Raw genomic sequence first — 13,132 nt, 5'->3', positions numbered from 1 at the left:
TCTGTGATAAAATCCTATGTATTTAATGTGTCTCTGAAGCCTATATTAAGCTGCTTTTACAACTACTAAGAAATAATTTTTTTACTAATTTCAACCCCTTACACTTTTCATTTAGTATCCTATCGTCATAAATTATCAGTTTCTTAAACTGTAATTTAAATCATAAAAATATTTTTATTCCCGCATATAAAATTGCTTTTAGAAAATTTTTATTTAAATTTATCTGAGAATTAATTTCCTGATTTAGAGGGATAAATGGCAATAAGCCAGGAAACTGTTGAAGAAGTTCTTAGAGTAGCCAATGTATATGATGTAATATCAGAGTATATACCACTTGAGAAAGCCGGTTCATCTTATAAAGCATTATGTCCTTTTCATACAGAAAAAACACCATCCTTTATGGTTTCACCCCAAAAAAATATATTTAAATGCTTTGGTTGTGGTAAAAGTGGTTCAGCGATAACATTTTTGATGGAGTATGAGGGTATATCCTTCGGTGAAGCAGTTATAAAGCTTGCAGAAAAATATAATATCCCTGTTAAATTCACCAAAGAAGACAAATCATTTCAAGAAAAAAACAGGCTTTTTCAGGTAACACAAAAAATAACAGAGTTTTATCAGGAACAGCTTAAAAAAAGTTCAGAAGCTAAAAATTATCTGAAAAAAAGAGGTCTTTTACCTTCTACAATAGAAACCTTTGAGATAGGATTTTCACCATTTGAAAGTAATGCTTTAAAGCAGTTTATACAAAAAGAAAATATATCTGTTGATGAGCTTCAGAGAATAGGGCTAATTACCATAAAAGAGAGTGGAGATTTTGTTGATAAGTTTGCAGGAAGAGTTATTTTTCCGATAAAAAACCATAGAGGCAGAGTTGTGGCCTTTGGTGGAAGGGCAATATCAGACAATAAATCCCCAAAATATATAAACTCACCTGAAACAGAAATCTATTCCAAAGGAAAAGTTCTTTACGGGCTATATAATGCAAAGGACAGTCTCAGGGAGAAAAAAGAAGCCATTATTGTTGAAGGTTATTTAGACCTGATTTCCCTGTATCAAGTAGGGATTAAAAATGTTGTTGCAACCCTTGGAACAGCAATGACATCTGAACATGGAAAGCTGTTATCCAAGTTTATAAATAGAGCAGTTCTTATGTTTGATTCTGATTCTGCAGGGAAAAAAGCAGCGATAAGGGCTGCGAAGGTATTACTTCCGTATAGAATTGAGGTTTATTACTGCCCTATAGAAAAAGGAAAAGACCCAGATGAGCTTGCCAAGGAAGGAAGTCAGGCAGTCCTAAATCAACTTCAAAAATCACAGGATTTTCTACTGTTTTTACTTGATAGACTTCAAGCACAAAAGGATTTGAAAAAAAGAAAAGAAATCATAGATTTATATCTGGATATTTTGTCTTACATGCCGGATAAGCATATTCAGGGAGTATATTTAAAAGAATTGTCAACAGTAGCCGGAATTCCTGTGGAATTGCTTGAGGTTCAGGAAAGGGAGTTTGAAGTAGAAAAAGAGGAAATAAGCAGTTTTAAAGGTTTACCTTTAAATGAAAAATTAATATTAAAGGGACTATTGCTATATAAAGACCAAATATTGAATGAGTTTGACCAGTTTGATAAAATAAGTGGTTCTGCGTATTTTATGTATCTTATTAATGAGTTACTAAAAGGCGGGGAATTAGAGGAATTGGAAGAAATTAAAAATTTTGAAATACCTGTTTCTCCAGAAGATACTATAGAGGCTCTTAATCTTCTTCACAGAAACTGGCTCAAACAACAAACCGAGATAGATGCCACATTCTTATCAAATTTAGATGATTCTATTCTCCAAAAAATACTGGAGACAAAAAAATCTTTATATACAGGAGGAAGAAAGCAAAAATGATGATGCATGAAAGAGATGATGTCCAAAAGCTCATCATCCTCGCAAAAGAAAAAGGTTATGTAACCTATCAGGAACTTTCTGAAACAATTGATGAAGACCTCCTGATGTCAGAAGATGAGCTGGAACAGCTTATTGAGTATCTTAACGAGCTTAACATTGATGTTGTAGAGGAAGGTAAACCTGAAGAGTTTTCAGGAGAATCAGACCATCTAGGTATTAATCTTTCTGATGATGCATGGTCTAAAACAGACGATCCTGTAAAACTTTATCTCAAGGAAATGGGTAAAATTCCTCTTTTAACAAGACAGGAAGAAATTATGCTTGCCAAAGAAATTGAAAGAGGTAGAAAGAAAGTTTTCAGGGGACTTCTCAGAACATCTTTCCTTGCTGAAAGACTTCTTGATGAATGGGCAAAAATAGCTGAAGGAAAAATGAAAGTAAAAGACTTGATAAATATAGAAACAAACAATGATATGGAAGAAGAAACAGAAGAAGCCGAAGTAATGGATGCAATCACACAAGAGTTTATTGCAAAAGGTCTAAAACTTGCTGAGATGTATAGAGAGCTAAGAGACCTTGAGAAAGCAATTATAGAAGACCCTGACAATGAAGAACTGAAAAAAGAATTTATCAAAAAACACGCAAAGGTAAACAGATTTATCAAAAGCCTGAATATCAAATTCACAAAATTAGACAAGATAGCAGATGAGCTTAAAGACCTGTATATGAAACTCAAAAGAAAAGAAAAAGACCTAAATAAGAGAATTAGAAAGCTCCAAAAAATAGACCCTGATGTTGAAAAGCTCTTAAAAGGTGATTATAACGATCCTGAAATTCTGAAAAAAATTGAAGAAAACGGACTTTCATTTGGTAGATTTGAAATTCTCAGAACAGAAACCCTCAGACTTCAGGAAGAAATAGCAGAACTTAGGGAAAAAATAGGAACAGTCCCAACAGAGTTTGAACATGTTATAAATATCATTCAGGAAGGAAGAAAAGAAGTTAATGAAACAAAACAAAAAATTGTCCAGTCTAACCTGAGACTTGTGGTTTCTATTGCTAAAAAATACACAAACAGAGGCCTCCAGTTCCTTGATTTAATTCAGGAAGGAAATATCGGTCTTATGAAAGCTGTTGATAAATTTGATTACAAAAAAGGATATAAATTCTCCACTTATGCTACATGGTGGATTAGACAGGCAATAACAAGAGCTATAGCAGATCAGGCAAGAACAATTAGAATACCTGTTCATATGATAGAAACAATCAACAAGCTGGTGAGAGTTTCACGTTCTATGGTTCAGGAGCTTGGAAGAGAGCCAACTCCTGAAGAAATAGCTAAAAAAGTTGGAATGCCTGCAGAAAAAGTTAGAAAAATCCTCAGAACATCTCAGGAACCTATCTCACTTGAAACACCTATTGGAGATGATGATGAATCACACCTGGGAGATTTCATTGAAGACAAAACAGTTCTGTCTCCGGAGCAACATGTTCTTAGACAGGCACTCAGACAGCAGCTTGAGGAAGTTCTTTCAACTCTTTCTGAAAGAGAAGAACAGGTCCTCAGATATAGATTTGGTCTTGAAGATGATACAGAATACACACTGGAGCAGGTTGGTAAAAAATTCGGTGTAACAAGAGAAAGAATAAGACAGATAGAAGCAAAAGCTTTAAGAAAACTCAGACATCCACACAGGGCAAAATATCTCAGACCTTTCTGTGAAGACTAATCAGGTGATAGATGACTAAAACAGGTGTTGTTTTAATGAATATGGGTGGCCCCGATAGTCTGGAGGCCATCCAGCCTTTTTTATATAATCTTTTTTCTGACCACGATATAATAAGAATTCCAAGACCTATTCAAAAACCGGTTGCATATCTAATCTCAAAAATCAGGGCAGAAAAAACAAAAGAATACTATATCCATATGGGAGGAAAATCTCCCCAGAAGGAGCAGACCTTACAACAGGCAGAAAAACTGCAACGGCTTTTAGGAAACGATTATCTTGTAACTGTTGCCATGAGATACTGGCATCCTTTTACAGAAGAGGCTGTAGAAACCCTTATAAAAAACAATGTTCAGCAGATTATTCTCCTTCCCCTTTATCCTTATTACAGCAAAACCACAACCGGTTCTTCATTTAAAGAGTTCTACAGAATTTACAACAAAAAAGCTCTAAATATTCCTGTTAAAGAGATAAAATCCTATCATAACCATCCCCTTTTTATTCAGGCATGGGTAGAAAAAATTAAAAATCAGCTTGGAAATGAATATCAGGATTACTTTCTACTATTTTCAGCCCATTCTCTGCCAGAAAAAATAATAAAAGAGGGGGATCCTTACAAATCCCAGATAGAAGAGAGTGTAAGGCTAATTATGGAACATTTTCCACAAAATCAATATGCAATTGCATATCAATCAAAAGTCAGCCCTGTAAAATGGTTACAGCCTTTTACCGATGAAAAAATAGTTGAGCTTGCAGAAAAAGGCATTAAAAAACTTGCAGTTGTCCCTATATCTTTTGTCTCAGAACATTCGGAAACCCTTTATGAACTTGATATTGTATATAAAAAGTTTGCAAATAATAAAGGAATAACCCATTATAAAAGAATAGAGACTTTAAAAGATAGTCCGACTTTTATAAAACTATTACAAACTCTGGTGGGGGAAGATATTGAAAGGAGTAATAATTAAAGCCATAGGATTGTTATTCTTTTTAATTTTTATTTCTGTAAATTCTGTTTTTGCTCAAAATTCATATATCAAAGAAAAACAGATTAATATAAAACAATCTCAGCAATCTCTCAGTAATTTCGTATCTATTTATAATCAGGCTATAAAGGAAATAAATGAAGAAATTACAAAACTTAACCAGATAGAAAAATCAGTAAACAATTTTAAAGACTTAAAAGGCATTCAGAAATTGATAAATCAATATTCTAATTTGAAACAAAAAGCGCAAGATTTGAAACAAAAATTAAGTGATGCTTATATTACGTTTAGAATGAAAACATTTAAAGTTCTTGAAAAAGCACCTATATCAGATGAGTTAAGGGATTATTTTTACAAATATATGATAGATAACCAGCGTATACTGGAAGAAGCCTTTGATTTACTTGCCGATTATGCAGAGAAAAAACAAAAGGCATTATTGTATTTGGAATCATTAAATAAAACAAAAGGCTATATAGTCAAGGATAACAAGCTATATTTCTTTAATAAAAATAATCTTGAAAGATTTAAAACCCTTGAAGAAGAAGCAAATGAAACTTTAAATCAGGCTATAAAAAAATTAAAGGAATTTACATCCCAGCATAAAAATCTGATAAAAGAGATAAATGAGCAGTTCCAATAAACCTGTAATTGTTCTTAGTAGATGTCTTGCCGGTGAAAATGTTCGGTATGATGGAACCAATGCTTACGACCCTTTTGTGGAAAAACTTCTAAAATACGTTGATATTATCCCTGTATGTCCGGAAGTTGAGATAGGTCTTCCTGTTCCAAGACCAAAGATAATAGTAGTGAAAGAAAACAGATACAAAGTATATCAACCAGAAACCCGTAGGGATTTAACAAAGCCTCTAAAGGATTTTTCTTATAAATTTTTAGATAATCTTCCACAAGTAGATGGATTTTTGCTTAAAAGCAAGTCCCCAAGCTGTGGTTTTTCAGGGACTAAAACATATAAAACGCCGGAAGGTAAAGGATATATAGGACGAAGAAAGGGGCTTTTTGCTATAGCTGTTAAAGAAAAATTTCCATATCATCCTGCGGCAGACGAACTAATGCTGAAAGATTTTTATAAAAAATATATATTTTTAACAAAGCTTTATCTATTTTTTAATTACAGAGCAATGGAAACCCAGCAGTTTGTAAAAAATTTTGAGGAAATTTTGAAACTGTTTAGCAAAAAACAGACAGAGAAATTCAAAAAAAATCCTTTGTATCAAAATTTTTTAAAGATATTTTCCAGAAAAATTGGTCAAAAGTGGCTAAACAACAAAATTCCAGATTTCAAACAGAAAATATTAAACGACCCTGTTTACAAAAAATATATTATTTTTCCTGAAGAGCTCATTAGCGAATAATTTCCTGATTTTTCAGAAACATTGTTGCATAAGCTCCTTTTGGTAAGAAAAAATTAATTCTGTCTCCCTTTATATAAACATCTTCAGCTTTTAGAAATGTTTTCCTATAATCACCTTTTATTCTGAGCTGGGATAATTTTTCCATAAGTTCGTCAAATGGAATTTCTTTTTGGGTAATTTCCCTGTAAATGTTTTCTTCTTCAGAGGATAGTTTTACTTTATATCCCAGAATTGGGAAAAACTTATAAAAATCAGACATTAGCTCATTATGATCTGTATAGGGGATAAAATATTTAACTCCTTTTTCCACCACCAAAAACCCGTCATATTTCTGTTTTAATGCATACATAACAGCTTTATTCCATAGATGGGAAAGATAAGCATCAATATAAAAATTTTCTCTCCATTTGAGATGTTTCCATTTAATTCCTGATTTTAATTCTTTTAATAATTTTTTCCCTCTTTCTCTATTCCTAATTATTCTCTGGAGGTCGTAATAGTTAATAAACCAGTCTTTCAGTTTTAACCTGTGTCCCTTTAGTTTTATAGAAAATTTATTTCCTTTAAGCTGTCCTATTTTAAGCTTTTTTCGGACTTTTTCCTGATAAATTAATGCAAAAAAGCTATCTTGATTTTTTTCAAAAATTGTATTCCCTAAAAATTGTTGTGAGGTTACATACTGAAAAGTTATTGCATTTTTATCCTTTAAACCTGCATAACTCAGTTTAAATCTATCTGTTATGTCTTTTGTGTTCATATTTTTTTTAATTAGCAGATAAAGATAAAACTGCTCGTTTTCGTCTTTTTCAAGTTCAGACACTTCCTTTACTAAAAAATCTGAAGGTTTTTCCTTTATATTCCAGTCAAAATAAATTATTTTCCCCATTTTTACCCTGATTTTGAAAAAGATTTAAAGTGTAATATAATAACACTCTGAATATTATTTGAGGAGGACTTTAATGAAAATACCAGCAAGGCTGGTAGAGAGAATTGTAAACAATATAGAAAAGGAATTAATAGAAAAGCACTATATAGAAGCTGAAAATGAAGAAGAATTTAGAGATAAATTATTTGAAATAATAAACAATGCAATTCAAGAAGAAAAAGAAATAGAGGAAGAAGCAGAAAGGCTTGTAGAACAACACATGCATCTTATAGAAGAAGAAGACATCAGATATAGAACAGCGGTCTTAAAAGTAAAAGAGAAACTCGCAGAAGAAAGAAACATACATCTTGACCCTGAAGAAAGAATGAACCAGATAGCCCATAGAATTAAAAAATATATAGAAACAGATGATAGCATAGAAATCTTTGAGCATCCTAACAAAATAAGAAGAAAAGTATTTGAGATGCTCAAGCAACTTGTAAAAGAAGAAAAAGAGATAGACAGAGAAGTCCGACAGAGAATTAAATCTTATTCAAAGAAAATTATTGAAGGAACTCCAGAGTGGAGGATCCTGTATAACAGAATATATGAAGATGCCCTTAAAAGAAGAGGGCTTTTATAATCTTCCCCGTCGTGGGAGTTTCTTATGCCAGAACTTCGTTATAACAGACTAAATAATACGTGGGTTATTATATCCAAAGAAAGAGCCAAAAGACCCCATGACTATCCTGTAGGATGGGGAAAGGAAGTAGGCGATATAAATAAATGTCCCTTTGAACCAGGTAAAGAACATTTAACTCCACCTGAAGTCTATGCGATTAGAGAACCCGGAAGTTCTCCTAACACACCGGGTTGGAAAGTTCGTATAATCCCAAACAAATTTCCTGCAGTCCGACCTGAAGAAGATTTTTTTAGAGATTCTGAAGATATATATGACCGTATGGGTGGGTTTGGATATCACGAAGTTATTATAGATATCCCTGACCACTATAAGCAATTACAAGACTTTTCCGTAGGTGAAATTTTCCTTATGCTTCTTGCTTATAGGGAAAGGATGAAACAGCTTTATAAGGACAAAAATATCTATTATGTTCAGATTTTCAAAAATCATGGAAAAGAAGCAGGGAAAAGTCTTTATCACTCCCACTCACAACTTATAGCACTGCCACGAATTCCTAAGAGAATAGATACACAGATAAACCAGACAAGGAAATATTTTGTTGAAAAGGAAAGATGTTTTTTATGTGATGAAATAAAATATGAAAGAAAACATGCAGAAAGAATTATAGAAGAAAACAACAGATTTTTAATTTATGCTCCTTATGCATCTGCATTTCCATTTGAAATGAGAATACTCCCAAAGTTTCATTCCCATGATTTTTCAAATATTACAGATGAGGATTTAGAAGATCTTGCAAAAACTTTACAAATAGCGGTAAAAAAACTGGCAAAAGTATTTGATAATCCACCTTTTAATCTGATTTTGCATACAGCACCACCAATAAGAGATATCCCCGGTAGACCTGATTATTTTTATGATATAGATAAATTTTTCCATTGGTATATAGAAATTCTGCCAAGGATAGCTATTCATGCAGGTTTTGAACTGGGAACTGAATATTTCATAAACCCGACACCACCAGAAGAAGCAGCAAAGTATCTTAGAGAAAAATCTATAAAATAGGGAGGGAGATAAATGAAAAGAGTTTTATCTGTTGCTGCAATTTCTGCCTTTGTTTTCGGCTGTGGAGTGCATCACTCTTCACAACACTGGGGATATACAGGAAAATATGGCCCAGAGCACTGGGGAAGTATGAGCACAAGATATATTATGTGCAAGATAGGAAAAAACCAATCTCCTATTGATATCAAAGACCCTATAAGAGCTTCTTTAAAAGATGTAAAAATAAATTACAGCTCAGGCTCCAAAACAATTCTAAATAATGGACATACCATTGAAGTAACCTATACAAGCGGTGGATACATGACTATTGATAGTAAAAAGTTTCACCTGAAACAGTTTCATTTCCATTCCCCAAGTGAGCATACATTAAGAGGCAAACATTTCCCTATGGAAATTCATTTTGTTCACAAAGATAGACAGGGAAATTTAGCAGTTATCGGCGTGTTTGTAAAAGAAGGAAGGGAAAATCCAACTATCAAAAAACTGTGGCAAAAAATGCCTACAAAGCCGGGGATGGAAAACAGAATAGTTAATATTAATCCTTCTACATTGCTACCACAACATAGAAGCTATTTTAGATATTCAGGTTCCCTTACAACTCCACCTTGTTCAGAAGGGGTCAGATGGATAGTTATGGAAACACCAATAGAAATGTCCAAAAGCCAGATTGAAAAATTCCAAAAAGTAATGGGAGTTAACAATAACAGACCTGTTCAACCTATAAATGCCCGTCTTATAATTGAGAAAAAATAAATATGGAGTGGAGTATGAAAGACAAGTTTATTGAGATGTTTCAATTACAGGACAAACTAAACAAAAAAATAAATGAAAACTGGAGACAGATAAGGACAAAAGAAGATTTTGCCCGGGCAACATGGATAGAGTGTGCAGAGCTTGTGGATAGTCTGCCATGGAAATGGTGGAAAAAACAGACTCCTGACATGGAAAATGTTCAAATAGAAGTCGTTGATATATGGCATTTTATTATGTCTTATATACTTATGGATTATGAAAAACCTGAAGAAGCAGTAGAGAGTAATGCTATTGATATATTTTTAAAAGGCCTTAATGAAGACTTTACAAATATAGATATTGATGGAAGTCTAATAAATCATTATCTTGGAGAAACAGGCAAGTATAAAAAAATCATATTCCTTGCAGAAAGGGTAGCAGAAGGATTTTTAAAACAGGATTTGGATTTTGGAATATTTTTCTTTGGGATACTGGTAAAAAATACAATTTCTTTTGAAAAATTATATCTTTTATATATAGGTAAGAATATACTTAATCATATTAGACAAGAAAAAGGCTACAACAAAGGAGAATACAAAAAAACAATTAACGGAATGGAAGATAATCAATATTTATTTGAGATTGTTAAATCTATTAAAACTAGAGAAGAACTGGAGCACAAAATAAGAGAAGCATTTGAAAAAATACATGGTTAGGAGGAATAGAGATGGATCCATCTGCTGCAATGTGGTTAAACCAGTTATTTTGGTTGATATTTATACTGCTTTTAATATTCCCTATGTTAAAAGCCCAGACTTTAGAGTGGAGTAGGGAAAGGCTTATCAGAGCAATAGAAGAAAAAAGAAAATCCCGTGTTATCACAATGATTCACAGACAAGAAACTCGTTCTTTTCTGGGATTTTTTATGATGAGATTTATTACCATTGAAGACTCTGAACAAGTTTTAAGAGCCATAAGAATGACCCCAAAAGATTTACCTATTGATTTTATTATTCATACCCCAGGTGGTCTTGCCCTTGCTGCAACACAGATTGCACAGGCACTTGCAGACCACGAAGCACCTGTAAGGGTAATAGTCCCCCATTATGCCATGTCAGGAGGAACACTTATAGCACTTGCTGCAGATGAGATAATTCTTGATAGACATGCAGTTTTAGGACCTGTTGACCCTCAGCTTGGACAGGAACCTGCAGCCTCTTTAGTAAAAATTAAGGAACTTAAGAAGCCTGATGAAATTGATGATGCAACATGGGTAAAAATTGATGTGAGTGAAAAGGCACTTAAACAGATGTTTGAAAATGTTAAAAAGCTATTATTGAAAAAGGGCTACAGTGAGGAAATCGCAGAAAGAGTGGCAGAAGAGTTATCAACCGGTAAATATACCCATGACTATCCTGTGACTGTGGAACATTTACAGGCTTTAGGCCTCAAGGTTTCTACAGATGTTCCAGAAGAAGTTTATGCACTAATGGATTTATATCCACAACCGGCTGGAACACCATCAGTTCAATACATACCGGTTCCATATCAAAGACCGGGAAATAATGGGGCACCAACAGGAAGCAAAAGTGAATGATTATAGAAAAAAGGTTTTAATTGTCAGGCTAAGAGATATTTTTTTAACCGGTTTATTTGTTTTCATTCCTATAGCCATAACAATATGGATTGTTGTATGGCTGCTGGCCTTTGTAAATAATCTGGTTTTACCTATTCTTAGATATATAATGCCAATACCCAATATTCCGGGTATTGGCCTTCTTATTACAATTGTTTTGATTTTTCTTATTGGATTAATTGCCCAGAATTATTTCGGGAAAAAAGTTATCTCTCTATGGGATAGTTTAATAAACAGAATACCAATAGTCCGCTCTGTTTATCTGGCTGTAAAACAGCTAATGGAAAACCTATTTAATCAAAAGGGAAAAGGCAAATTTAAAGAAACTGTTTTGGTAGAATTCCCCAGAAAAGGCATGTATTCAATAGGGTTTATTGCAAATAAAACCCTTGTGGATGGAGAGATTTATTATCTGGTTTATGTGCCTACTGCACCTAACCCGACCTCTGGGTATACAGTTTTTGTAAAAGAGAACGAGGTAATCCACACAGATATGTCTGTTGAGGACGCAACAAAAATTATTCTATCAGGTGGTATAGTTTCCCGGGATAATATCAAATCTGCGTAAGAGGATGTGGAGCAAAACCAAGTTTTTTTCTATAAATATTCACTGTATTTAGCAGTAAAGAAGCTACTGTCATGGGGCCAACACCACCGGGAACTGGTGTTATTGCTGATACTTTCTCTTTTAAAGCCTCAAAATCAGTATCACCAACTAAAGAACCATCTTCTAATCTATTAATACCAACATCTATTACAACAGCACCTTCTTTAACCATATCTGCTGTGATTAGTCCAGGCTTTCCGACGGCAACGATAAGTATCTCCGCCATTCTTGTGTAAGACTTAAGGTCTCTTGTGTTTATATGACATATAGATACAGGAGCTTCCTCATTTTTAAGGAATAAAAGCCCCATTGGTTTTCCTACAATATTACTTGCGCCTACTATAACAACATCCCTTTTGAATGTAGGAATTTTGTAATGTTTAAGCATAATCCAGATACCAAGGGGAGTGCAAGGAATTATCCCATCATCTTTGCCAGTGGCTAACTTACCCATATTTTCAGGATGAAATCCATCAACGTCTTTATGGGGATTAATTGCTTCAATTATTTCCTGAGTGTTTATATGTGATGGTAAAGGGAGCTGAACCAAAATACCATCTATATCCTCATCCCCGTTGAATTTTCCTATCAGTTCAAGGAGTTCTGTCTGGGTAGTATTTTCAGGAAGTTTAAAAACCATTGAATTTATACCGACTTCTTTGCAGGCTTTTCTTTTGTTTTCTACATATACCTGACTTGCAGGGTCTTCTCCGACAAGTATAACAACCAGATTAGGATTTCTATGTCCTTGCTTCAAATATCCCTCTATTTCCTTTTTGAGTTCTTCTCTTATTTGCTTAGCGAGGGATTTTCCATCTAAAATAACAGCTGCCATTTTCTCTCCTATAGTAAATATTTTTCTTTATATTTTAGTGCATCTGAAGGCTCTAATATCTTTAATATTTTACCTATGATAAGCCCGTTTTCTTCTTTTATTTTTGGGATATAAAAGGGAAGTTTATTAACTGTAATGATGTATTGGGGATTTGTTATTTCTATCTCATCGTTTTCCTGTAAATCTCTTAAAGTATCTAAATTAAGGCTATTTGAAACTATTAAAAATTCCAGTTCAACTTCTATGTTGCTGTCTAAAATACTGCTTTCCAAATGTTTCCCCACACAAAGATATTAAAAAAATTATACCAGAAAGAAAGGTATATTAGAAAAATCGCAGTATAAGTAAACTTTATTATAAGACTTTTTAAAGTCCAATTTCGGAATTGCAAAAGGAAGAGAAAAATATAGATAAATTTCAAAAGAAAATTAAAAAGTTTAGAGATAAAGAAAAATCAGAAGCTTATATAAAAGCCATAGCTCAGCAAATTAAAAAAAGAAAAAATAAATTCAAAATAAAAATCTAAACTATTTCCCTTTATAACGCATAAATCCAGATTTATAGTCACATAGCTACAATACCCTCAAAATAGCGGGTCAGTTCCAGCGCTTAGATTTTTGCGGCTTAGCGGATAATTTTATGTTTTTAAATGTGTATAAATTTCTCCTTAAAATTTACCTATTAGCCTTTATTATCAATGTTTTCCCCAAATTGTGAAATTTCTACAGATTTTCAGTTGCATAAAATTTATGCAGTTCGCTAATCAT

Annotated in this window: 15 protein-coding genes; 12 read left to right on the top strand and 3 right to left on the bottom strand. The window is 33.1% G+C overall.

Annotation, left to right across the window (positions count from 1 at the left end; genetic code table 11):
- Positions 1–255 precede the first annotated feature (255 nt).
- From dnaG to MVE07_RS01310, 5 genes are read left to right on the top strand one after another with little or no spacing between them, the layout of a single operon-like run.
- Positions 256–1,896 carry a DNA primase gene (gene dnaG / locus MVE07_RS01330; RefSeq protein ID WP_297453016.1) on the top strand — a complete coding sequence of 547 codons (1,641 nt, stop codon included), beginning with the start codon at positions 256–258 and terminating at the stop codon, positions 1,894–1,896.
- Entirely contained in the window at positions 1,896–3,626 is a 1,731-nt protein-coding gene (gene rpoD / locus MVE07_RS01325) for an RNA polymerase sigma factor RpoD (protein ID WP_297453088.1), read from the top strand. The genes dnaG and rpoD overlap by 1 nt, the downstream gene beginning before the upstream one ends.
- Positions 3,627–3,637: 11 nt before the next feature.
- Positions 3,638–4,591 carry a ferrochelatase gene (hemH, locus tag MVE07_RS01320; protein ID WP_297453014.1) on the top strand — a complete coding sequence of 318 codons (954 nt, stop codon included), beginning with the start codon at positions 3,638–3,640 and terminating at the stop codon, positions 4,589–4,591.
- Entirely contained in the window at positions 4,572–5,252 is a 681-nt protein-coding gene (locus MVE07_RS01315) for a hypothetical protein (RefSeq protein WP_297453013.1), read from the top strand. The genes hemH and MVE07_RS01315 overlap by 20 nt, the downstream gene beginning before the upstream one ends.
- Complete coding sequence (locus tag MVE07_RS01310) at positions 5,236–5,985, top strand: DUF523 domain-containing protein (RefSeq protein ID WP_297453011.1); 750 nt, start codon at positions 5,236–5,238, stop codon at positions 5,983–5,985. Before MVE07_RS01315 ends, MVE07_RS01310 begins: the two co-directional genes overlap by 17 nt.
- On the opposite strand, the gene truD is transcribed toward MVE07_RS01310, so the two are convergent.
- Positions 5,975–6,871, bottom strand: coding sequence for a tRNA pseudouridine(13) synthase TruD (gene truD, locus MVE07_RS01305; protein ID WP_297453009.1), 897 nt, complete (start codon positions 6,869–6,871; stop codon positions 5,975–5,977). The genes MVE07_RS01310 and truD overlap by 11 nt on opposite strands.
- A 73-nt stretch (positions 6,872–6,944) precedes the next feature.
- Here truD and MVE07_RS01300 point away from each other — a divergent pair, with 73 nt between their 5' ends.
- Genes MVE07_RS01300 through MVE07_RS01275 form a run of 6 tightly spaced genes read left to right on the top strand, consistent with a single transcriptional unit; the run spans position 6,945 to position 11,491 of the window.
- Positions 6,945–7,493, top strand: coding sequence for a DUF507 family protein (locus MVE07_RS01300; protein ID WP_297453007.1), 549 nt, complete (start codon positions 6,945–6,947; stop codon positions 7,491–7,493).
- 24 nt (positions 7,494–7,517) lie between these two features.
- Positions 7,518–8,555: a galactose-1-phosphate uridylyltransferase gene (galT, locus tag MVE07_RS01295; protein WP_297453005.1), complete on the top strand. Its 1,038-nt coding sequence runs from the start codon at positions 7,518–7,520 to the stop codon at positions 8,553–8,555.
- A gap of 12 nt (positions 8,556–8,567) precedes the next feature.
- The gene (locus tag MVE07_RS01290; RefSeq protein WP_297453004.1) at positions 8,568–9,308 is read left to right on the top strand and encodes a carbonic anhydrase; all 741 of its coding nucleotides are present in this window, start codon (positions 8,568–8,570) and stop codon (positions 9,306–9,308) included.
- Between the two features lie 14 nt (positions 9,309–9,322).
- Positions 9,323–10,003 carry a dUTP diphosphatase gene (locus tag MVE07_RS01285; RefSeq protein ID WP_297453003.1) on the top strand — a complete coding sequence of 227 codons (681 nt, stop codon included), beginning with the start codon at positions 9,323–9,325 and terminating at the stop codon, positions 10,001–10,003.
- Positions 10,004–10,014: 11 nt separating this feature from the next.
- Positions 10,015–10,884 (top strand): ATP-dependent Clp protease proteolytic subunit, encoded by an 870-nt coding sequence (locus tag MVE07_RS01280; protein WP_297453001.1) that lies wholly within the window; start codon positions 10,015–10,017, stop codon positions 10,882–10,884.
- Entirely contained in the window at positions 10,877–11,491 is a 615-nt protein-coding gene (locus MVE07_RS01275; RefSeq protein WP_297452998.1) for a DUF502 domain-containing protein, read from the top strand. The genes MVE07_RS01280 and MVE07_RS01275 overlap by 8 nt, the downstream gene beginning before the upstream one ends.
- Here the strand turns inward: MVE07_RS01275 and folD are convergent.
- Both folD and MVE07_RS01265 read right to left on the bottom strand, forming a co-directional pair.
- Positions 11,478–12,365: a bifunctional methylenetetrahydrofolate dehydrogenase/methenyltetrahydrofolate cyclohydrolase FolD gene (gene folD, locus MVE07_RS01270; RefSeq protein ID WP_297452995.1), complete on the bottom strand. Its 888-nt coding sequence runs from the start codon at positions 12,363–12,365 to the stop codon at positions 11,478–11,480. The genes MVE07_RS01275 and folD overlap by 14 nt on opposite strands.
- A gap of 8 nt (positions 12,366–12,373) precedes the next feature.
- Entirely contained in the window at positions 12,374–12,637 is a 264-nt protein-coding gene (locus tag MVE07_RS01265) for a hypothetical protein (RefSeq protein WP_297452993.1), read from the bottom strand.
- A 113-nt stretch (positions 12,638–12,750) separates the two neighbouring features.
- On the opposite strand from MVE07_RS01265, the gene MVE07_RS01260 reads away from it, so the two are divergent.
- Positions 12,751–12,891: a hypothetical protein gene (locus MVE07_RS01260; protein ID WP_297452991.1), complete on the top strand. Its 141-nt coding sequence runs from the start codon at positions 12,751–12,753 to the stop codon at positions 12,889–12,891.
- Positions 12,892–13,132: the final 241 nt, after the last annotated feature.

This window comes from Persephonella sp., assembly GCF_027023985.1.
Lineage (GTDB): Bacteria > Aquificota > Aquificia > Aquificales > Hydrogenothermaceae > Persephonella_A.
This window is presented reverse-complemented; position numbering and strand designations above follow the sequence as displayed.